Here is a 21,831-nt window from a genome sequence, read left to right as displayed (position 1 = left end):
GCCACCCCCGGGTAATGCGCGACACAGCACGCGCAAGACAGAAGAGGAGATGCAGTGAAGCATCAGTCAATGTTCAAGGCAGTCGGGGTAACCGCGGCCGCCGTTCTCGCCATGGGTGCGCTGGCATCCTGCACTTCCGTTTCAGCGGGGGAGGGCTCGGATACCGTCCGCGTCACCCTCGCCAACCACGTCTGGACCGACATCATCAAGGACCGGATCTCCGAGTTCGAGAAGGACACCGGCCTCACCGTCGAGCTCACCCAGCTCGGTGAGGACCAGCTGTCCGACCAGTACAACGTGAAGCTCAACGCGGGCACCGACGAGATCGACGTCATGATGTACCGCCCGCTGCAGGAGGGCAAGCTCTTCGCGCAGAACGGCTACCTCGCTGACATCAGCGACCGCGTCACCGCGAACTCCGATTGGAACTGGGACGACTTCCAGTCCGGCCCGGTCGGTGCCACGACCTGGGAAGGCTCCGTCGTCGGCGTTCCGACGATCACCGAGCAGGAAGTCCTCTACTACCGCACCGACCTGCTCGAGGCGGCCGGGCTCGACGTGCCCGCAACCCTCGATGACCTCGAAAACGCCGCCAAGGTGATCTCCGAGGACAACCCCGGTGTCGCCGGCTTCGTGGCGCGCACCGCCCGCTCGGCCGCGGTGACCCAGTTCTCCAGCTTCCTGTACAGCTTCGGTGGTGACTTCATCAAGAACGGCAAGTCGGTCATCGACTCGCCCGAGGCCAAGGCGGCGTACGAGTACTACGGCGGCCTGCTGAACAACTACGGACCCGAGAACGTCAGCACCGACATGAGCTGGCCCGAGGCCGCAGCGATCTTCGCGCAGGGCAACGCCGCGTTCTACACCGACGCGAGCAGCCTGTACAAGAACCTGACCGAGGCCGAGAACTCGACCGTCTCCGACAGTGTCGGATTCGCACCGTTCCCGGCGGGTCCTGCCGGTTCCAAGCCGTACAACGTCCCATCGTGGGCCCTCGGCATCAACGAGGCGTCGCCGAACCAGGACAACGCGTGGAAGTTCATCGAGTGGGCCACCAGCCCCGAGATGACGCTCGACATCCAGGAGGCCGGCGTGCCCGGTGCACGTGACTCGGTCTGGGCCGACCCGGCCGGCACGGCATCCTTCCCGCCTGCGCTCGCCGAAGCGGTCGCGATCGGTTCGGAGACCGGCGTCGGTTACGACCGTCCGCTCGTGATCTCGGTTGCCGAGGCCCGCGAGATCGTTGGCGCGCCGATCGTCGAGGCGATCACCGGCGGTGACGTCGACTCGGTCATCGCTGACGCGCACGAGAAGTTCCAGGCGTTCCTGGACGGCGAGAACAAGTAATACCCTCGGGGGTCGGGCGAGCAGGCCAACTGCCTGCCCGACCCCCAGCAATTCCCCCTACTGCATTACCCCAGTGCCCCCACGCCCTGCGGGAAGAGAGGTGAGACGTGAGCGCTACCGCCACCACCCGGAAACCCGGTATCGGGCACTCGCTTTCCAGCTGGGCCAACCAGCACCGTAAGTGGGTCCTCGCCGCCCCCGCCATGGCGTTCGTCGCCCTGATGATCGTCTTCCCGGTCGGCTGGACCCTGTACCTGAGCGTCACCGACGCATCCGGGTCAGTGCGCGCCGAGTCGGACTTCGTCGGCCTCCAGAACTACCTCACCGTTCTCAGTGACACCGAGCGGTTCTGGCCCGCGGTCGGACGCACCGTGTTCTTCACGGTCGGCGCGCTGAGCATCGAGATGGTGCTCGGCATGGCGATCGCGCTGCTGCTGTGGCGCCCGTTCCGCGGTGAGAAGTGGGTGCGCGTCGCCATCCTGCTGCCGCTCGTCGCCACCCCGGTCGCGGTCGGCATGATGTGGCGCCTCATCTTCGAGCCGAACATCGGCTTCGCCAACCAGCTGCTGAAGTGGATGGGTCTGCCGGCGCAGCCGTGGCTGTCCGGACAGGACACCGCGCTGCCGACCCTGATGTTCGTCGACATCTGGCAGTGGACGCCGATGGTGGTGCTCATCCTGCTCGCGGGCCTGACCTCGCTCTCCGACGAGCCGGAGGAGGCAGCACACGTCGACGGCGCGAACGCCTGGCAGCGGTTCTGGTACATCACCTTCCCGCTCGTGATGCCGACCTTTATCACCGCGATCCTGCTGCGCGGCATCGACGCCATCAAGACCTTCGACATCCTGTACGCGACGAAGGGCAAGGGCGGCGGCTCGTTCCACGAGGTCGAGACACTCAACGTCTACGCGTACGGCCTCAGCTTCGACTACAACCGCTACGGGCTGTCATCTACGGTGCTAATCCTGTTCTTCCTGATGATCATCGGCTGCATCTGGATACTGACCCTGCGCAAGAAGAGGAGCTCGCTATGACCACCACGACAGCTCCCGCCGTGGCCGCTGAGGTCACCGCTCCGAAGCCGCTCAAGCGTCGCAAGCGCGGCGGCGGCTACAAACTGTTCCGGGTGACGATGCTCGTGCTCGTCGTCATCACGTTCGTTGCGCCGATCATCTGGATGCTGCTTGCGTCGTTCAAGACGAACGTCGACATCTATAACCCGGCGGCGGCGTTCAACTTCACGCCCACGCTCGGCAACTACGAGACGGTGTTCGGCCAGGCCAACTACACGCAGTACATCTTCAACAGCTTCTGGATCGGCCTGTGCTCGACCGTGCTGTCGCTCATCCTCGGCCTGCCCGCTGCGTACTCGATGAGCCGCTTCGTCATGAAGAAGTCGGCTGCGCTCGTGCTGCTCGCGCGCGTCATCCCCGGCGTCAGCCTGCTCGTGCCGTGGTACTTCATCTTCTCCAACATGCGCATGGTCGGCGGCTACGAGGTGCTGATCCTGTCGCACATGTTCGTCTCGCTGCCGCTCATCGTGTACATTATGATGTCGTTCTTCGACTCGCTCCCGATCGAGCTCGAGGAGCAGGCGCAGGTCGACGGGCTGACCCCGATCGGCGCGTTCATGCGCATCGTGCTGCCGCTGTCGGTGCCGGGGATCGCGACCGCGAGCATCCTGTCGTTCATCTTCTCGTGGAACAACTTCATGTTCGCGCTCGTGCTCTCTGGCTCCCGCACCAAGACACTGCCGGTGGCGATCTTTGACTTCGTCGCCTATGCGAGCATCGACTGGGGTGGCCTGATGGCTGCCGCGGTGGTCGTGACGGTGCCGATCATGGTCATCGCCCTGTTCACGCAGAAGTACATCGTGTCCGGCCTCACCGCCGGCGCGACCAAGGGGTAGACGCGTGAAGGCACCACTTCCGCCCATCGTCGTGATGGGCGTGCAGGGCTCCGGCAAGTCGACAATCGGGACGCTCCTCGCGCGGCGACTGGGCGTCCGGTTCATCGACGGTGACCGGCTGCATCCGGATGAGAACATCGTCCGGATGGCGGCCGGGGTGCCGTTGACCGACGAGCAGCGGCGCCCATGGCTGCAGGAGGTCGGCCGGGTGCTCGCCGACGGCTCCTCGTCAGGCATCGTCGCCGCGTGCTCTGCTCTCAAGCGCGAGTACCGCGACCTGCTGCGCGAGAGCGCACCGGACCTGTTCGTGGTCGATGCCGAGGGACCGATGGAACTCGTGGAGGCGCGGATCATGGTGCGCGAACACGAGTTCATGCCGCACGAGCTGCTGAGCTCGCAGTATGCGATCCTCGAGCCGCTCGCCGCCGATGAGACCGGCGTCGTGGTGGACATCAGCCGGGCACCGGCCGAGATCGTCGACGACGTGGTGGCGACGCTGGCTGCCGGGCCCTCCGTGTGACGGGCACGGCGCCGTCCGCTACACTGACTGATTGAACTTCGGCGAGGGATGCTCTCACGGCATCCGTTATCGACGCGGTGAGCGGGCACTCCAGTCTTCGCCTAGACCAGGGTTTTTCCTCACGCGGCAAGCGTTCGAGTTGACAAGCAATCCACTTCAACGAAGCGGGCTGGGCCCGCGAAGGAGACAGACATGGCTGAGAAGAAGGCCGACACCACCGACAACCACCTGGTTGCCGAACTGCGCGAGAACTTCGGCAAGGGCTACGCCCGGCGCCTGCGTGCGGCCGGCCGCATCCCCGCCGTCATCTACGGACACGGCACCGACCCGCAGCACGTGAGCCTCCCCGGCCACGAGACCATGCTGCTGCTGCGCAAGGCCAACGCGATCCTCGAGCTCGACATCGCGGGCAAGAACGAGATGGTCCTCGTCAAGGACGTGCAGAAGGACCCGGTCCGTCAGCTCATCGAGCACCTCGACCTGATCATCGTCAAGCGCGGCGAGAAGGTGCAGGTCGAGGTCCCAATCCACCTCGAGGGCGAGTCGTTCAGCGGCACCATCGCGATGCAGGACCTGAACACCCTGCGTCTCGAGGCCGAGGCGACCCACATCCCGGAGCGCATCACCGTCGACATCGAAGGCGCCGAGGAGGGCACGCAGATCCACGCCAAGGACCTCGTGCTGCCGTCCGGCTCGATCCTGCTCGACGACCCTGACGCGCTCGTCGTCAACATCATCGTGCCCGCCGCCGTCGTCGCCGAAGAGGCCGAGGGCGAGGCCGAGGAGGCCGCCGAGGCCGCCGAGGGCGAGGAAGCCGCCGAAGAGGCTGCAGAGTAACCCGCGCCGATGAGCGCGGATGCGTGGCTCGTGGTCGGGCTCGGGAATCCCGGGCCCGGCTACGCCGCGCATCGGCACAACGTCGGCGAGATGGTCGTCGAGGAGCTCGGCAAGCGCACCTCGGCGAACTTCAAGCGGCACCGCGCCAACGCGATGGTCGCCGAGGTGCGTTCGCCGGCCGGCCGGATGATCCTGGCGGGCACCAACACCTACATGAACCTGTCCGGCGGCCCGGTCGCCGGGCTGCTGAAGTACTACAAGCTGGGCCCTGAGCGTCTGGTGGTCGTGCACGATGAACTCGACATCCCGTTCGATTCCGTGCGGCTGAAGCTCGGTGGCGGACCCGGCGGCCACAACGGCATCCGGGACATCATCGCCGCGGTCGGCACTGGGGACTTCATCCGGGTGCGCGTCGGCATCGGCCGCCCGCCAGGGCGTCAGGATGCGGCGGGCTTCGTGCTGAGCAACTTCTCGTCGACCGAGAAGCAGTCGCTGCCGAATCTGCTGGCGGATGCCGCAGACGCCGTGGAGGCGATCGTCGCCGACGGGCTCACCTCCGCGCAGCAGCGCTTCCACTCGCCTGCCTAGCATCCGCCCGCCCACAGCCCTCGCTCGATTTGCTGCGGGCATCCCCGAGGGGTCGCAAACTGCCCCTGCCGCGCACGCGGAAGGGCCGTTATCGACCCCGCGAGACCAGTGACGCGTCCAGATAGACGCGCGGTGAGGCGTGGCCAGCTGGACAGGAACAGGTCAGTGGGCGCCGCGTACAATTGTCCGGTGATACTCGAGGGCTTAAGTGCCAGGCTGAACCGCGCCCGCACGTTCGAGGACGCCCTCGCGTATGCGACGCGCAGCGCCGACTTCTCGCTCGTCGATGGGCTGCGCGCGCCGTTGCTCGGCGGCCTGCTCCAGCGCCAGCAGACCCCGGGCGCGCTGTTCGCGATCACCGCCACCGGGCGCGACTCCGAGGCCCTGCGCGATGCGCTCGGCAGTGTGCTGCCGGATGCCGAGGTGCTCGAGTTCCCGGCGTGGGAGACCCTGCCGCATGAGCGCCTCAGTCCCAGCGCCGAGACCGTCGGCAAGCGCCTGCGCACCCTGCGCCGGCTGCACGCGTGGCAGCAGGACCCGCAGCATCCGATCATCGTCGTCTCCAGCGTCCGCGCCGCGCTGCAGCCCCTCTCCGATGACCTGCTCAGCATCGACCCTGTCGTGCTCACCGAGGCCGGCCGCGGCTACAATCTCACCCAGCTCGCCGAGCAACTGGTCGCCCTCGCCTACACCCGGGTCGACATGGTCACCCGGCGCGGCGAGTTCGCGGTGCGCGGCGGCATCCTCGACGTGTTCCCGCCCACCGCCGAGCACCCGGTGCGCGTCGACTTCTTCGGCGACGAGGTCGAACAGCTGCGCTGGTTCTCGGTCGCCGACCAGCGCTCAGTCGACGAGCCGCTGAGCGAGCTCGAACTGCCGCCCAGCCGCGAACTGCTGCTCACCGAGTCGGTCAAGCAGCGCGCGCGGGAGATGCAGCACGAGTTCCCGGGTCTCGCCGGCATGCTCGCGAAGATCAGCGAGGGCATCCCGGTCGAGGGAATGGAGTCGCTCGCACCCGGGCTGGTCGAGCGGCTCGTCCCGATCAACCACTATCTGCCCGAGGGCACCTCGTTCGCGGTGGTCACGCCCGAGCGCGTCGCCGCCCGCGCGGTCAGCCTCATCGAGACCAACCGCGAGTTCCTCGCCGCCGCCTGGGATGCCGCGACGCTCGGCGCCGGTGCACCGATCAGTCTCGAGAAGGGCGACTTCCTCACCCTGGAGAAGCTGCGCGAGCGCGCGGACGGCCCGTGGTGGACGCTCAGCGGGTTCCACAGCGGCGCCAGCGAAGACGACGACTACTTGGCGGTCGAAGCGGCGCCGGTGCCGAGCTTCGCCGGACACGCCGAGGGCGCGCTCGAACACGTCGGCGGCCTGCTGCAGGGCGGCTGGACCGTGGTCATCGCCGCAACCGGCCACGGACTCGTCGAACGCGCCTCCGACGTGCTGTCCGAAGCGGGGTTGGCCGCGCGCATCGTCGACGCGCTGCCACCGGATGCCGAGGGCGGGGTCGCCTACCTGCTGCAGGCGTCCGTCGAGGCCGGCTTCGAATCATCCGAAGCCCAGCTCGCGGTGCTCAACGACACCGAGTTCTTCGGCCGCTCGGTCGGCTACGACAGCCGGCAGGTGAAGAAGCTCGCGAGCCGCCGCCGCAACGTGGTCGATCCGCTGCAGCTCAAGGCCGGCGACTTCGTCGTGCACGAAACGCACGGCATCGGCAAGTTCATCGAACTGGTGCAACGCGAGGTCAGCACCGGCGGACGCAACCCGGTGAAGAACAACCGCGAATACCTGTTGCTCGAGTACGCGCCGTCGAAGCGTGGCTACCCCGGCGACAAGCTGTACGTTCCGACTGACCAGCTCGACCAGCTCAGCCGGTACGTCGGCGGGGAGACGCCGACGCTCAGCAAGATGGGCGGCAGCGACTGGTCGGCCGCCAAGGGCCGCGCCCGCCGGGCAGTGCGCGACATCGCCGTCGAACTGGTCAAGCTGTACTCGGCCCGGATGGCAAGCAAGGGCCACGCGTTCGGCCAAGACACGCCATGGCAGAGGGAGCTCGAGGAGGCGTTCCCGTTCGCGGAGACGCCCGACCAGCTGACCACCATCGACGAGGTGAAGGCAGACATGGAGCGGCCGATCCCGATGGACCGCCTGCTCTCCGGCGACGTCGGCTACGGCAAGACCGAGGTCGCGGTGCGCGCCGCGTTCAAGGCCATCCAGGACGGCAAGCAGGTCGCGATGCTCGTCCCGACGACGCTGCTCGTCAAGCAGCACTTCGAGACCTTCGCGGAGCGGTTCGCCGGGTTCCCGGTGCACCTGCGCGCACTCAGCCGGTTCCAGACCGACAAGGAGAGCAAGGAGACCCTCGCCGGCCTGCTCGACGGCACCGTCGACATGGTCATCGGAACGCACCGGCTGCTCAGCTCGAGCATCCGGTTCAAGGATCTCGGCCTGGTGATCGTGGACGAGGAGCAGCGCTTCGGCGTCGAGCACAAGGAAGCGCTCAAGAAGCTCAAGACCAACGTCGACGTGCTGGCGATGAGCGCGACCCCGATCCCGCGCACTCTCGAGATGGCGGTCACCGGCATCCGGGAGATGTCGACGCTCGCCACCCCGCCGGAGGACCGGCATCCGATCCTCACCTATGTCGGCCCGTACAGCGACAAGCAGGTTGCCGCAGCCATCCGGCGCGAACTGCTGCGCGAGGGGCAGGTGTTCTTCGTACACAACCGGGTGTCGTCCATCAACCGGGTCGCCGCGCAGATCGCCGAGCTGGTGCCGGAGGCACGCATCGCGGTGGCGCACGGCAAGCTGTCGGAGGGCGTTCTCGAGCAGGTCATGGTCGACTACTGGGAGCGCAAGTTCGACGTGCTCGTGTCGACGACCATCATCGAGACCGGCATCGACATCACCAACGCGAACACCCTGATCATCGACCGCGCCGACAAGTACGGGCTGAGCCAGCTGCACCAGCTGCGCGGGCGGGTCGGCCGTGGTCGCGAACGCGCCTATGCCTACTTCCTCTACGACGCAGAGAAGCCGCTGAACGAGACCGCGCACGACCGGCTGGCGACGATCGCGGCGAACAACGAACTCGGCGGCGGCATGCAGATCGCGCTGAAAGATCTCGAGATCCGCGGCGCCGGCAACCTGCTGGGCGGTGAGCAGTCCGGGCACATCGCCGGTGTGGGCTTCGACCTGTACCTGCGGATGATCGGCGAAGCGGTGGGCGCCTTCCGCGGCGAGGTCGCGGAGGGGCAGACCGAGCTGCGACTGGAGCTGCCGGTCGACGCGCACATCCCCGAGGAGTACGTCGAGAGCGAGCGGTTGCGGCTCGAGGCTTACCAGAAGCTGTCGGCGGCGAGTGGTCCTTCGGCCGCTCCGGATGCCCTGAACCTCGTCCTCGAGGAACTGGCCGACCGGTACGGTGAACCACCGCAGCCCGTTCACAACCTGATCGCGGTGTCGCGGCTGCGCCGGCAGGCGCAGAAGGCCGGGCTCAGCGAGGTCGTCAGCGCCGCAGGCAAGCTGCGGATCGTCGGGCGGGAGCTGGTCGACTCGATCCAGGTGCGACTGCAGCGCATGTACCCGGGCGCGCGCTACCTCGCGCAGCCACGCACCGTGATGCTGCCCCTGCCCGAACTGGACTCGGACGCCGCCCTCATCGAGTGGGTGACGACCCTGCTCGGGGCGATCTACCCGGCTCTGGAGCCGGCGCCGGCCGAGTCCGCCGCCGAAACCGCATCCTGAGCCTCTGCCCGCGTTGTGAGGCGGGGAGCACGGCACCGGTGTAGCGTGGATCCGCCGGACGACGCGGCTGGCTGTCGGCTCACCTGAGGAGGAGGACCTGTCCATCGGCTTGCGGTCCGAGCGCGGACCGACACTGCTCGCCGTCCTTGTGACGATCGGCCTGGTTGCTGTCGATTCGACCGTCCTGGCGACCGCGATCCCGACCATCGTGGACGAGCTCGGCGACTTCTCGCTGTTCCCCTGGCTTTTCTCGATCTACCTGCTCACCCAAGCGGTCACGGTGCCGGTCTACTCGAAGCTCTCGGACATGGTCGGGCGCAAGCCCATCATCCTGCTCGGCATCGGCATCTTCCTGGTGGGCTCGGTGCTGTGCGGGCTGGCGTGGAGCATGCCCGCGCTCATCGTGGCCCGCGCCATCCAGGGCATCGGCGCAGGCGCCGTCCAGCCGACCGCAGTCACCATCGTCGGGGACATCTACACGGTGGCCGAGCGCGCCCGGGTGCAGGGCTACATCTCGGCCGTGTGGGGGATCGCGGCGGTCGTCGGCCCGACCCTCGGCGGGGTGTTCGCCCAGTTCGGCTTCTGGCGCGGCATCTTCTTCATCAACGTGCCACTGGGCCTGTTCGCCGCCTGGCTGCTCGTGCGCCACCTGCGCGAGACGGTGCCGCGCAAACAGCACAAGGTCGATATCGCCGGTGCGATGCTCCTGATGAGCACAATGTCGCTGCTCATCCTCGGTCTGCTCGAGGGCGGTCACGCCTGGGCGTGGATGTCGTGGCAGAGCATCGGATGCTTCGGCGGCGGCCTCGCTCTGCTGATCAGCTTCGTGGCAGTGGAGCGCCGTGCTGCCGAACCGGTGTTCCCGCTGTGGGTGTTCTCGCGCCGCTTGCTGCGGCAGACGGTGCTCATCAGCCTCGGCATGGGGGCGATCCTGATGGGTCTGACCAGCTACGTGCCGACCTACCTGGAGGGCTCGCTGGGCGTGGCGCCCATCGTTGCCGGTCTCGCCCTGGCGGCGCTGACGCTTGGCTGGCCGATCTCGGCGGCGTGGGCGGGTCACCTGTATCTCCGCTTCGGCTTTCGCTTCACGATCTTGATCGGCCTCGCCGTTGCGATCGTCGGCGCCGCCGTGCTGGTCGCCTTCGCCTCGACGCCATCGGTGTGGATCACTGGCGCCGCCTGCTTCATCATCGGGCTCGGCATGGGATTCATGGGTGCCTCGACGATCGTCTCGGCCCAGTCGAGCGTCGGCTGGAGCGAGCGTGGAGTGGCCACCGGCGCCAACATGTTCGCCCGGTCGGTGGGCAGTGCCGTCGGCGTGGCGATCTTCGGCGCGATAGCGAACGCGATCTTCGGCAGCACCGCCACCCAGCCCGGCGCCGACGACATCATCGCCGGATCGACCGCGGTGTTCGCCGGTGTTCTGGTCGTGGCGATCGTGACGGCTGCTGCGGGACTCGGGATGCCGAAGACCACCGTGCCCGGTTCGGAGCCGGTGGAGGACCTGCGCCCCTGAAGCCGAGTTGCCCACTTTCGCCCCACTTTTCGGCCCGAACCGGGGCCGAAGTGGGCAAGTCGACCGGGCAGGCCGCTCAGCCGCGCAGGCCGATCGCGAACGGCAGTACGGCGGTGGCTCCTGCCAGCCGCAGTTCACGCGCCGCGACCGTGAGGGTCCACCGGCTGTCGGCCAGGTCGTCAACGAGCAGGATCGGCCCGGTGGGCAGCGTGCCGGCAGGCGGCAGCTCGAACGCGCCCCAGACGCTCGAGAGCCGGTAGGCGCTGTTGCCCCCCGGTTCGCCCGACGGCCCCGACCCGGTCAGTGCGAGGGCGCCAAGGTACGGCAGTCGTCCCGCGCCGGCCAGAGAATGCGCGACCGACTCGATCAGGAGCGGCCTGCTGCGCGACGGGATCGACATGACCGCTACCGGCCGCTCGTCCCAACCCCAGTCGGCCAGTACCCGGATGCACGCGGCAATCAGTGCCTGGCTGGCGGGCGCGTCCGGCGTGCCCGGCGCGAACAGCTCGCGCAGTGTGTTGCCCCAGCCGAGGTCGGTGAGTCTCGCGAGTGCGCGACCCTCCAGCATCCGCTCTGCCGGCGCGATGTTCCCCCGCACCGGAACACCGAGCCGGTCGGCGCCGGTCGGCCACTGCGCCCGCGGCTCGAGAGCCACCCCAACGCGATCGAGTGACGAGGAGGCGCGACTGGCGGCATCCGTCTCCACCGCGCTCGGAAACCACACCCCGGCGCAGTTGTCGCACCGACCGCACGGCGCGGCCGTTTCATCATCGAGCGAGCGCTGCAAGTACTCCATGCGACAGGCATCGGTGCGCTCGTAGTCGAGCATGTGCTGCTGCTCGGCGACCCGCTCGGCGGCGATGCGGTCGTACCGATCCGCGTCGTACACCCAGGGCTGCCCTGTCGACACCCAGCCACCGCGAACCCGCCGCACCGCACCGTCCACGTCGAGCACCTTGAGCAGCAACTCCAGCCGGGTGCGCCGGATGTTCACCCTCGCCTCGAGCGCGGGCGTCGACAGCGGGGCGCCCGCCTCGAGCGCCAACTCCTCGAGCACCCGTTCGGCGCGCTCCTGCGTCGGCATCGATGAGGTCGCGAAGTACTCCCAGATCGCCTCGTCCTCGCTGCCGGGCAGCAGCAGCACGTCGGCGTTCTCGGTGGCGCGGCCGGCGCGACCAACCTGCTGGTAGTACGCGACAGGCGAGCTCGGCGCGCCCAGGTGCAGCACGAAACCGAGGTCGGGTTTGTCGAAACCCATTCCGAGCGCGCTGGTGGCGATCAGCGCCTTCACCTCGTTGGCCTTGAGCGCGCGCTCGGATTCCTCCCGCTCGGCCGTGTCGGTCTGCCCGGTGTAGGCGCGCACGCTGTGCCCCGCCTCGCGCAGCAGCCGCGCGGTGTCCTCAGCGGCCGCGACCGTGAGCGTGTAGATGATCCCACTGCCGGGCAGGTCGCCCAGGTGGCTGAGCAGCCAGCCGAGGCGAGTCGCAGCATCCGGCAGTCGAAGCACCCCCAGGCGGAGCGACGCACGCGCCAGCGGGCCGCGGATCGTGACGACGGATGCGCCGCCGAGCTGCTCCGCGACATCCGTCACCACTCGGCTGTTGGCGGTCGCGGTCGTGGCGAGCACCGGCACGCCGTCGGGGATGACGGCGATCAGGTCGCGCAGGCGACGGTAGTCGGGTCGGAAGTCGTGTCCCCAATCCGAGATGCAGTGGGCCTCGTCGACGACGAGCATGCCGATGCGCTCGATGAGCGAGGGCAGCTGCTCGTCGCGGAACGTCGGATTGTTGAGGCGCTCGGGGGAGACCAGCAGCACGTCGACCTCGTCGTCACGCAGCAGGGTCTGGATCTCGGCCCACTCGTGCGGGTTGGTGGAGTTGATCGCCACCGCCCGGACACCGGCGCGGCGCGCGGCCGCGATCTGGTCGCGCATGAGCGCCAGCAGCGGGGATACGAGAATCGTCGGACCCGCGCCCCGCCGGCGCAGCAGCAGCGTTGCGACGAAGTACACCGCCGACTTGCCCCAGCCGGTGCGCTGCACAACGAGCGTGCGACGACGATCGTCGACGAGGGTGCTGATCGCCTCGAACTGGCCATCGTGGAAATCGGCGTCATCATGGCCGACGAGGGTGCGAAGGATGTCGAGAGCCTGCTCGCGGGTGCCGGTCATCCAACGAGCTTGGCAGGTGCCGCCGACACGCGCGCTGGGCGGCTACTTCTCATGCACCCGGTAGACCACGACCGGGATCAGCACGAGCGAGCGCAGGTCGAACAGCGCGTGCACGATGATCGGCCACAGGATGCTGCCCGTGAGCAGGAAGATCGCCATCAGGATCGCGCCGACCACCAGGCTGGCGATCAGCCCCGGAGCGCCCTGGTAGGCGTGCAGCAGCCCGAAGACCAGGACGCTCGCGACCACAGCGGCGAACGCGTCCCCGACGACCGCGAAGATGAGCACCGGCAGCGCGAGCCGGAACAGCAGCTCCTCCACCACGCCGGCGTTGACCGACAGCAGGGCACCGAACCGCAGCTCGGCACGGTTGCGGGGCAGCAGCGCATGGATGTCGCCGATCGTGGGCACCTGCTCGGTCGCGTTCCTGGCCAGGAACACCGACAGGGTGATCATCGCCAGCAACGCCAGGGAGCCGCCGCCGATCAGCCACTGGGCGAGCGCGCCTCCCTCCTCGAGCAGGTCGTGGAAGGCGCTCACCGCCGGCCAGTGGTCGACCTCCTCAAGCATCAGGGGCAGGTACGGCCACACGAGCAGGAGCACGACCAGCGCCGAGCCGCCGAACCAGGCGAACGACTCGATGAGCCACTTGCGGTACAGCGCCTGCCTGCGCCGGGTGGTCCGGTACCGCTTGAAGCGCTGGTACTCGCGCCGGTCCTTCCGGATGGCCCGGGTCACGAGCACCGCGATCAGACCGACCAGCAGCACTCCGTAGGTCGCCGGGGCGAGCGGGTGGTCGACGGGCAGCACCGCCCCATTGTCGCAGTCGCTCGGCTGCCAGCACGGCGGTGGCAGGATTGACGCATGACTGCCGCCCCGCATCCCAAGCTCGATGAACTGATCGCCGTGCTCGAGCGGCTACGCGCGCCGGGCGGATGCGCGTGGGACGGCGAGCAGACCCACGAGTCGCTCGTGCGCTACCTGATCGAGGAGTGCTTCGAGCTGGTCGACGCGATCGAGTCCGGCAGCCGCGAGGACCTGATCGAGGAGCTCGGGGACGTGCTGTACCAGGTCATCTTCCACTCCGACATCGCCGCGCACACGCCGGGCGAGGAGTTCACCATCGAGGATGTCGCGGAACAGATGACCCGCAAGATGGTTGGCAGGCATCCGCACGTCTTCGGCGAAATCGTTGCGGATACACCCGACGCGGTGATGGCCAACTGGGAGCACCTGAAGGCGGCTGAGAAGCCGCACCGCACGAGCGTGCTCGACGGCATCCCGCACGGCATGCCGTCGCTGCTGCTCGCCGACAAGCTCGTCGGGAAGGCCCACGGCGTCGAGGTGGAGTTGCCGGATGTGCCGGTCCCATCCTCCGAGGATGAGCTCGGCGACGTGCTGCTCGCAGTCGTGACGTCGGCGAAGGCCCGCGGGCTGGACGCGGAGCGCGCGCTGCGGGCGCGGCTGCGGCTTCTGCAGGACGAGATCCGGGAGGCTGAGGATGCGGCCGAGGCGCAGACGTCACGGGGGATGAGCCGGTAGCGTCGAGGCATGACATCCTTCGACCAGTTGTTGCAGACGCAGATCGGCAACGAGTTCTCGGCCTCGCAGCAGTACATCGCGATCGCGGTCTGGTACGACAACCGGGACCTGCCCCAGCTCGCGAAGCACTTCTACCGGCAGGCGCTCGAGGAGCGCAACCACGCGATGATGCTCGTGCAGTACCGGCTCGACCGGAATCTGGGGATCGAGATCCCCGGAGTGCCGCCGGTGCGCAACGACTTCGCGAACGAGCGTGAGCCGATCGCGCTCGCGCTGGATCAGGAGAAGCGCGTGACCCAGCAGATCGAGGCGCTGTTCGCCGCCGCGCGGGCGGAGAACGACGCGCTCGGCGAGCAGTTCATGCTGTGGTTCCTGAAGGAGCAGGTCGAGGAGGTCGCGTCGATGTCGACGCTGCTGACCATCATCGAGCGGGCCGAGAACCTTTTCGACATCGAGAACTACCTGGTGCGCGAAGCGATCGGCGAGGGCGAGGATCCGAGCGCTCCGGCCGCGGCCGGCGGCGGCGTCTAGGCATCCGCAACGCTGCTCCGCTTGTTATCGATGCGGGTGCAACAGCGGGCGCATCGATAACAAACTGCAGCACCGTCGGGCGGGTTCAGTGCGCGTCGGCGCGGTACACCAGGTCGGCCGCGGAGCGCGGGTCGAAGCGCTCGGCGAAGTCGCGGTCGTTGGGCATCCACACCTCGTCCCAGAGCCGGTCGTGGTCGTTGCCGTCGGCGCGATCCCGTGCCTTGCCGCGTGCGGTGGCGACGGCAAGCTCGCAGTCGACCCAGACAGCGAGATCGAACGCGCCGTCCAGCTCCGGATGGAACAACCCCACCGAGTCGACGATCAGCACAGCTGCATCCGGCACCGGATGCGGGTCGCCCAGCCCACCGGTCACCCAGTCCGTCGGTCGGTACGCGGAGGCGCGCCCGGCACGAAACGGCACGATGACCTCCTCGAGCAGCCGCGAACGGTCAACCCCGTCCCAGTCCACCGACCGGTGCTTGGAGCGCTCCGGGTCGAGGAAGTCATCCCCCCGGATGCGCGCGCTGCCGTCGACAGCGGATAGCAGGGCGCGCACGAGCGTCGTCTTGCCTGCGCCGCCGAAGCCGGACACGCCGACCACGACGCGTCCGCGGGCGGCGCGGAGCCCCTCGACGGCTCCCACCAGTTCGTCAAGCGAGGACATGGGTCGATCGTAGGCACGTCCGGCGACCTGCCAGAATCGATGCATGGCGAACCCGGTGAACCCCCCGCGCGGGATGCGCGACTTTCTGCCCGCAGAGAAGGCCCGCCGCGAGCGGGTGCTCGCGGTCATCCGGGAGCAGTACCGGGCGCACGGCTTCGACGAGATCGAGACCCCGGTGATGGAGGACAGCTCGCGTCTGCACGCGGGCCTCGGCGGCGACAACGAGAAGCTCGCCTTCGCCGTCATGAAGCGCGGCCTGACCAACGACGACCTCACAGCCGCGACCGACCCGCTCGAACTCGCCGACCTCGGCCTGCGCTTCGACCTGACCGTGCCGCTCACGCGGTTCTATGCGAGCCACCAGGCCGAGCTTCCCGCGGTGTTCCGCGCCATCCAGATCGCTCCGGTGTGGCGAGCAGAGCGACCGCAGAAGGGGCGCTACCGCCAGTTCATGCAGTGCGACATCGACATCATCGGCGAAGCCGGTCCGCTCGCGGAACTCGAGCTGCTCACCGCGACCGCGGCGACCCTGCGCGCCCTCGGCCTCACCGGCTGGTCCATCCGGATCAACGACCGCCGCATCCTCGTCGCCATGCTCGACCACTTCGGGATCGCCCGCGAGAACCACGAGCGCGCCATGATCACCATCGACAAGGAAGACAAGATCGGCGTCGACGGTGTCGTCGCCGAACTGCGGGAGCACGGCATCACCGACTCCCCGGTGGTCGGCCCGACCCTGCAGGCCGCGGCGACCCTCGCCGACGACGGTTGGTCGCTGCTGGACGAGCCGCCCGCCTGGCTGGACATCGACGCCTACCGCACGCTGCGCTCGATCCGCGCGGGAGTCCCGGATGCGCGGCTGGTCTTCTCCCCAAACCTGGTGCGCGGCATGGGCTACTACACCGGCGCGATCTTCGAGGTCGCGCACCCGGAGTCGAGCAGCTCGCTCGGCGGCGGTGGCCGCTACGACGGCATGGTCGGCCGCTTCCTGGGCCGGGACGTCCCCGCCACCGGCTTCTCAATCGGCTTCGAGCGCATAGTCGACCTGGTCGAGCTGCCCGACGAGGCGGCGGGCGAGACCGTCGCGCTGCTCTACGACGCGGATGTCGAGCCGGCGACGCTGGTCGCCCTCAAATCCAAGCTCGCCACGGTCGGCTACCGGGTGCGTCTGGAGAAGCGCCCCAAGAACGTGAAGTCCGCGCTCGACGCGCTCGCCGCATCCGGGTTCAGCCGGTTCGCGTTCGTCGGAACCGATGTCACGTCGGCCGCCGAGCTCGAGCTGCGCGACCTCGGCTGACCCCGGACTTCACGCAAAGCCGGCCAGTAGGATTGCGCCGGCAGCAAACCCACACCAACGAAGGAGGCCCGTCGTGGCATTGATCGAGGCAATTGGCGCACGGGAGATCCTGGACTCACGAGGCAACCCGACGATCGAGGTCGAGGTGCTCCTCGATGACGACACGGTGTCGCGCGCTGCTGTCCCGTCCGGTGCGTCGACCGGCGCCTTCGAGGCCTACGAGCTGCGCGACGGCGACAAGGGCCGCTACGGCGGCAAGGGCGTGCTGAAGGCCATCGACGCCGTGCTCGACGTGATCGGGCCGGCTCTCGAGGGCTTCGACGCCACCGACCAGCGCCTGATCGACGCCGCGATGATCGAGCTCGACGGCAGCGATAACAAGTCCACGCTGGGCGCCAACGCGCTACTCGGCGTCTCGCTCGCGGTCGCAAAAGCCGCGGCCGACTCTGCCGACCTGCCGCTGTTCCGCTACCTCGGCGGACCGAACGCGCACGTGCTGCCGGTGCCGATGCTGAACGTGATCAACGGCGGCGCGCACGCCGACACCAACGTCGACATCCAGGAGTTCATGATCCTGCCGGTCGGCGCGGACAGCTTCAGCGAGGCGCTGCGTTGGGGCGTCGAGACGTACCACGCGCTGAAGGCCATCCTGCACGACAAGGGGCTCAGCACCGGCCTCGGCGACGAGGGAGGATTCGCCCCGGATCTCGCCAGCAACCGGGCAGCGCTCGACCTGCTGATGGAAGCCATCCAGAAGGCCGGGTTCACCCCCGGCAGCGATATCGCGCTGGGACTGGATGTCGCCTCGACCGAGTTCTTCGAGAACGGCAAGTACCTGTTCGAGGGCAAGCAGATTGGCAACGACGAGCTCGTCGCCTACTACGGCGAACTGCTCGGCGCGTACCCGCTCGTTTCGATCGAGGACCCGCTGTCGGAGGACGACTGGGACGGCTGGGCCGCGCTCACCCGCGAGCTCGGCAGCCGCGTGCAGCTGGTAGGCGACGACTTCTTCGTCACCAACCCGAAGCGCCTCGCGCAGGGTATCGAGCGGCAGTCGGCGAACTCGATCCTGGTCAAGGTGAACCAGATCGGCACGCTCACCGAGACCCTCGACGCCGTCTCGCTGGCTCAGCGCAGCGGCTACACAGTCGTGATGTCGCACCGCTCCGGCGAGACCGAGGACACCACCATCGCCGATCTCGCCGTGGCAACGGATGCCGGCCAGATCAAGACCGGCGCGCCGGCCCGCAGCGAGCGGGTCGCCAAGTACAACCAGCTGCTGCGCATCGAGGAGGAGCTCGCGGATGCCGCGGTGTACGCGGGCCGCAGCGCCTTCCCGCGCTTCACCGCCTGATCGCGCCGTCGCACAGCTCCCCGAGGGGTCGCTAACTGCCCTTCGCGTGGGCGGGAAGGCCGGTTTCCGACCCCTCGGGGAGCTGCGCGGGCGCTGTTGCGCCAACCAGCCACACCGGGCGCCACGTCACGCTCACCCAGCGAACGGCCTTTAGGCTCGATACATGCCCAGGCGTGAGAGAACTCAGCGCGTACCCGTGCGCTTGCCGCAGGAGAGCGCGCACGCACGCTGGTTGCGCAGCATCCGGATGTCTGGGTTCACGATCGCGACCCTGGTCGTGCTGGTGCTGACCGTGGTCGTGCTCGCGCCGTCGCTGAAGGTCTTCATCGAGCAGCGCCAGCAGATCGCCCAGCTCGAGGAGCAGGTCAGGCAGCAGGAGGCCGGCGTGGAGGAACTCGCCGACGAGAAGGCGCGCTGGGACGACCCCAGTTACATCGAGACCCAGGCGCGCGAACGCCTCAACTACGTCTATCCGGGGGAGTACAGCTACCTGGTGATCGACGACGGCCAGACGCTCAGCACGCAGGACGGCCAGCCGATCAGCGACGAACTGCAGACCACTCAGGTCGACTGGGCCGCGATGATGCTGTCGTCCTTCCTGACCGCGGGGCTGTCGGATGCTGCACCGGACGAGCTGGTCGCCCCGGTCATCCAGGGTTCGCCGGGGGCGCCATGACACGCCCGCCCTTCGACCCGCCGACCGAGCGGGACATCGCGATTGTCTCCGCGCAGCTGGGGCGACCCGCGCGCGGGGTCGTCGGCATCGCCGCGCGCTGTGTCTGCGGCGCGCCGACCGTGGTCGCGACGGCGCCCCGACTGGATGACGGCACCCCGTTCCCGACCACCTACTACCTCAGCCATCCGGTGGCCACCGCCGCCATGTCGACCCTTGAAGCCGACGGGGTGATGGCCGAGTTCACTGAGCTGCTCGCCGACGACGCGGCGCTGCGCGACGCGTACGCGGCAGCCCACGACTCCTACCTCGCCGACCGCGCACAGCTCGGGCACGTCGACGAGATCGACGGCATCTCGGCCGGCGGCATGCCGACCAGAGTGAAGTGCCTGCACGCGCTCGCCGCGCATGCCCTCGCGACCGGGCCGGGGGTGAACCCGATCGGCGACCGCGCCCTCGACCGCGGCAGCTGGTCGCCGCAGGTGTGCGAGTGCGCCGACTACGGCATCGACGAGGTGGCCGAGTGAGGCGGGCGCTCGCCGGCATCGCGGCGCTGGGCGTCGCCGCATCCGTGCTGCTCGTCGGACCCACCGCGTCGGCCGACGCGGTGCGCGACCGCCAGTATTGGCTCGCCGACTACGGCATCAGCCAGGCATGGAACACCACGCGTGGTGCCGGGGTGACCGTCGCGGTCATCGACACCGGCATCGACGCCACACACCCCGACCTGGTGGGTGCGGTCGCTGGCGGCACGGATGTCTCGGGCGTCGGCACCCCGAACGGCCAAACCCCGGTCGGCAACAACAGCGAGCACGGCACCATGGTCGCCTCGCTGCTCGCCGGTCGCGGACACAGCGGCAACAGCGGCATCATCGGCGCTGCGCCCGAAGCCAACCTGCTGGCGGTCTCGATGGGCTTCGGCGCCGGTCAGCTGGGAGCGGATGAGCAGATCGCGACGGCGGTGCGCTGGGCGGTCGACAACGGAGCGGACGTCATCAACATGTCCCTCACCCGCAACACGCTCGAGTGGCCGGAAAGCTGGGACGAGGCGTTCCTGTACGCGATGGAGCACGACGTGGTCGTGGTCGCCGCAGCAGGCAACCGCGGCAGCGGCACCACCGAGGTGGGCGCACCGGCCACCATGCCGGGCGTGCTCGTGGTCGGCGGCGTCGACCGGAGCCGAAAGGCCAGCTGGGACGCCTCATCGCAGGGCATCACCATCTCCGTCTCAGCCCCGAGCGAGGAACTCGTCGGCGCGGCGCCCGGCGGCGGCTACTACTCATGGGCCGGCACCAGCGGCGCGACCCCCATCGTCGCCGGCGTTGTCGCGCTCGTGCGGGCCGCGCATCCGGAGCTCAGCGCGGGCGACGTCATCAACAGGGTGACGGCGACCGCCCGCCCGGTCGGCAGCGAAGTGCCGAGCCCGATCTACGGGTACGGACTGCTGGATGCCGCAGCCGCGGTGACCGCGGACGTTCCCGCCGCCGACACCAGTCCCGCCGCCCAGCTCACCGAGTGGATCCGGCTGCACCGGCGCGCCGCCGTCGAGCCCGAGGTCACCGCAGTGCCGGTTCCGGCGGCCCCGGAGCCCGCCCCGGCCGAGGATTCCGCCGGGGTGCCCAACCCGATGGGCAGCGTGCTGCCCACGCTGCACGAACTGCGCGATGTCGGCATCCCGCTGCTGGTTTACGCCGGATTCGGCGTGGTTGTGGTCTGGTGGACCGTGGCGTTCGTGCGCCGGGTCAGGGGCACTCGATACGAGGGGTAAGATAGATCAGTGCCAAAAATCCTGATCGTCGGCGGTGGCTATGCCGGCTTCTACACAGCGCGCAAGCTCGAGAAGTGGCTGCGTCGCGGTGAAGCCGAGGTCACTATGGTCGACCCGCGACCCTACATGACCTACCAGCCGTTCCTCCCCGAGGTCGCGGCTGGTTCGATCGAACCCCGCCATGCGGTGGTCGCCCACCGGCGTCACCTGAAGCGCACCAGGGTCATCACGGCGAGCGTCACCGGTATCAACCATGCCGAGAAGAAGGCCACCGTCTCACCCGAGGGTGCGGAGCCGTACGAGCTCGACTACGACATCATCATCGTGACCGCCGGTTCGGTCTCGCGCACCTTCCCGATCCCGGGTGTCGCCGATGAGGCCATCGGCATGAAGAACATCGAAGAGGCCATCGCCGTGCGCGACCGTCTCATCACCAACTTCGACCGGGCAGCGAACCTTCCCCCCGGCCCCGAGCGCGACCGCCTGCTGACCTTCGTGGTCGTCGGCGGCGGGTTCGCCGGCATCGAGACGTTCGGTGAGCTGCGCAGCCTGGCGAGCTACCTCATCCGGCACTACCCGAACCTCTCGTTCGAGGACACCCACTTCCACCTCATCGAGGCTATGGGCCGCATCATGCCCGAGGTCTCCCTCGAGACCAGCCACTGGGTATTGAAGAACCTCGCCCAGCGCGGCGCGCAGGTGCACCTCGACACCCAGCTGGTGTCGGCGGTCGACGGCAGGATCGAGCTCTCCACCGGTGAGTCGTTCGAGTCGGACACCATCGTGTGGACCGCCGGTGTCATGGCCAACCCGGTCCTGCGCAACACCGACCTGCCCCTGGAAGAGCGCGGACGACTGCGCGTGCAGGCCGACCTCAAGGTCATCAATGACAACGGGGTCGTTCCGGATGCGTGGGGCGCTGGCGACGTGAGTGCCGTTCCGGACCTCACCGGCGGCGGCGTCGGCGGGTTCTGCGTTCCGAACGCTCAGCACGCTGTCCGGCAGGGCAAGCGTCTGGCCAGGAACGTTGTCGCGGAGCTCCGCGGTGACGCGCCCGTGGACTACTTCCACAAGAACCAGGGTGCTGTCGCCGGTATCGGCCTGTACGAGGGTGTCTTCCAGTCCGGTCGGCTCGCGGTGAAGGGCCTGCCCGCCTGGGTCATGCACCGCGGCTACCACGGCCTCGCCATCCCGATGTGGGAGCGCAAGGTTCGCGTGTTCGGGAACTGGATCGTCAACTTCCTGTTCCGCCGCGACGTCGTCTCCCTTGAGGACCGCATCACCCCGCGTGCGGCTTTCGAGGAGTTCGCGTCCCGGCCGAAGGCCTGAGCGTCCCGCAGTTGACTCGGTAGGCTCGGGGTTGCATTC

The 21,831-nt window shown here is 68.5% G+C and carries 19 protein-coding genes; 16 read left to right on the top strand and 3 right to left on the bottom strand.

The genetic code is table 11. From position 1 onward, the window contains the following. Positions 1-69: 69 nt before the first annotated feature. From IRG63_RS01615 to IRG63_RS01580, 8 genes are all read left to right on the top strand, one after another. The gene (locus tag IRG63_RS01615) at positions 70-1,347 is read left to right on the top strand and encodes a sugar ABC transporter substrate-binding protein (protein ID WP_168628118.1); all 1,278 of its coding nucleotides are present in this window, start codon (positions 70-72) and stop codon (positions 1,345-1,347) included. Positions 1,348-1,454: 107 nt separating this feature from the next. Further along, complete coding sequence (locus tag IRG63_RS01610; protein WP_349236230.1) at positions 1,455-2,381, top strand: sugar ABC transporter permease; 927 nt, start codon at positions 1,455-1,457, stop codon at positions 2,379-2,381. Continuing rightward, entirely contained in the window at positions 2,378-3,256 is an 879-nt protein-coding gene (locus IRG63_RS01605; RefSeq protein ID WP_168628117.1) for a carbohydrate ABC transporter permease, read from the top strand. The genes IRG63_RS01610 and IRG63_RS01605 overlap by 4 nt, the downstream gene beginning before the upstream one ends. A gap of 4 nt (positions 3,257-3,260) precedes the next feature. Beyond that, on the top strand, positions 3,261-3,776 hold the full coding sequence (locus tag IRG63_RS01600; RefSeq protein WP_370566150.1) for a gluconokinase: 516 nt from the start codon (positions 3,261-3,263) through the stop codon (positions 3,774-3,776). 192 nt (positions 3,777-3,968) lie between these two features. Further along, a complete protein-coding gene (locus IRG63_RS01595) occupies positions 3,969-4,613 on the top strand; it encodes a 50S ribosomal protein L25/general stress protein Ctc (protein ID WP_168628116.1) in 645 nt (214 codons plus the stop codon). A 9-nt stretch (positions 4,614-4,622) separates the two neighbouring features. Then, on the top strand, positions 4,623-5,201 hold the full coding sequence (gene pth / locus IRG63_RS01590; RefSeq protein ID WP_193509008.1) for an aminoacyl-tRNA hydrolase: 579 nt from the start codon (positions 4,623-4,625) through the stop codon (positions 5,199-5,201). 189 nt (positions 5,202-5,390) lie between these two features. Continuing rightward, positions 5,391-8,948: a transcription-repair coupling factor gene (gene mfd / locus IRG63_RS01585; RefSeq protein WP_193509007.1), complete on the top strand. Its 3,558-nt coding sequence runs from the start codon at positions 5,391-5,393 to the stop codon at positions 8,946-8,948. Positions 8,949-9,051: 103 nt separating this feature from the next. Beyond that, on the top strand, positions 9,052-10,464 hold the full coding sequence (locus IRG63_RS01580) for an MFS transporter (protein WP_370566189.1): 1,413 nt from the start codon (positions 9,052-9,054) through the stop codon (positions 10,462-10,464). A gap of 76 nt (positions 10,465-10,540) precedes the next feature. On the opposite strand, the gene IRG63_RS01575 is transcribed toward IRG63_RS01580, so the two are convergent. Both IRG63_RS01575 and IRG63_RS01570 read right to left on the bottom strand, forming a co-directional pair. Beyond that, positions 10,541-12,634, bottom strand: a complete 2,094-nt coding sequence (locus tag IRG63_RS01575; protein WP_193509006.1) for a RecQ family ATP-dependent DNA helicase — start codon at positions 12,632-12,634, stop codon at positions 10,541-10,543. Between the two features lie 42 nt (positions 12,635-12,676). After that, entirely contained in the window at positions 12,677-13,444 is a 768-nt protein-coding gene (locus IRG63_RS01570) for a type II CAAX endopeptidase family protein (RefSeq protein WP_193509005.1), read from the bottom strand. 54 nt (positions 13,445-13,498) lie between these two features. On the opposite strand from IRG63_RS01570, the gene IRG63_RS01565 reads away from it, so the two are divergent. Continuing rightward, the gene (locus tag IRG63_RS01565) at positions 13,499-14,176 is read left to right on the top strand and encodes a MazG family protein (RefSeq protein ID WP_193509003.1); all 678 of its coding nucleotides are present in this window, start codon (positions 13,499-13,501) and stop codon (positions 14,174-14,176) included. Between the two features lie 9 nt (positions 14,177-14,185). Next, positions 14,186-14,707 carry a ferritin gene (locus tag IRG63_RS01560; protein ID WP_168628110.1) on the top strand — a complete coding sequence of 174 codons (522 nt, stop codon included), beginning with the start codon at positions 14,186-14,188 and terminating at the stop codon, positions 14,705-14,707. 85 nt (positions 14,708-14,792) lie between these two features. Here the strand turns inward: IRG63_RS01560 and IRG63_RS01555 are convergent, their stop codons facing one another. Beyond that, the gene (locus IRG63_RS01555) at positions 14,793-15,371 is read right to left on the bottom strand and encodes a uridine kinase (protein ID WP_168628109.1); all 579 of its coding nucleotides are present in this window, start codon (positions 15,369-15,371) and stop codon (positions 14,793-14,795) included. Between the two features lie 43 nt (positions 15,372-15,414). On the opposite strand from IRG63_RS01555, the gene hisS reads away from it, so the two are divergent. The 6 genes from hisS to IRG63_RS01525 all read left to right on the top strand — a co-directional run bounded on the left by hisS (position 15,415) and on the right by IRG63_RS01525 (position 21,792). Next, on the top strand, positions 15,415-16,668 hold the full coding sequence (gene hisS / locus IRG63_RS01550) for a histidine--tRNA ligase (RefSeq protein WP_168628108.1): 1,254 nt from the start codon (positions 15,415-15,417) through the stop codon (positions 16,666-16,668). A gap of 73 nt (positions 16,669-16,741) precedes the next feature. Next, positions 16,742-18,022 (top strand): phosphopyruvate hydratase, encoded by a 1,281-nt coding sequence (eno, locus tag IRG63_RS01545; RefSeq protein WP_168628107.1) that lies wholly within the window; start codon positions 16,742-16,744, stop codon positions 18,020-18,022. A gap of 163 nt (positions 18,023-18,185) precedes the next feature. Continuing rightward, entirely contained in the window at positions 18,186-18,698 is a 513-nt protein-coding gene (locus IRG63_RS01540; RefSeq protein ID WP_168628106.1) for a septum formation initiator family protein, read from the top strand. Beyond that, the gene (locus IRG63_RS01535) at positions 18,695-19,222 is read left to right on the top strand and encodes a DUF501 domain-containing protein (RefSeq protein ID WP_168628105.1); all 528 of its coding nucleotides are present in this window, start codon (positions 18,695-18,697) and stop codon (positions 19,220-19,222) included. Before IRG63_RS01540 ends, IRG63_RS01535 begins: the two co-directional genes overlap by 4 nt. Beyond that, positions 19,219-20,463, top strand: coding sequence for a S8 family serine peptidase (locus tag IRG63_RS01530; protein WP_349236227.1), 1,245 nt, complete (start codon positions 19,219-19,221; stop codon positions 20,461-20,463). Before IRG63_RS01535 ends, IRG63_RS01530 begins: the two co-directional genes overlap by 4 nt. A gap of 9 nt (positions 20,464-20,472) precedes the next feature. Then, the gene (locus tag IRG63_RS01525) at positions 20,473-21,792 is read left to right on the top strand and encodes an NAD(P)/FAD-dependent oxidoreductase (protein ID WP_168628103.1); all 1,320 of its coding nucleotides are present in this window, start codon (positions 20,473-20,475) and stop codon (positions 21,790-21,792) included. Positions 21,793-21,831 lie beyond the last annotated feature (39 nt).

The sequence above is a fragment of the Cryobacterium sp. BB736 genome (assembly GCF_014980265.1).
Classification (GTDB): domain Bacteria; phylum Actinomycetota; class Actinomycetes; order Actinomycetales; family Microbacteriaceae; genus Terrimesophilobacter.
Note: the sequence above shows the minus strand (reverse complement) of the source record. Positions and strands in the feature narration are given on the sequence as shown.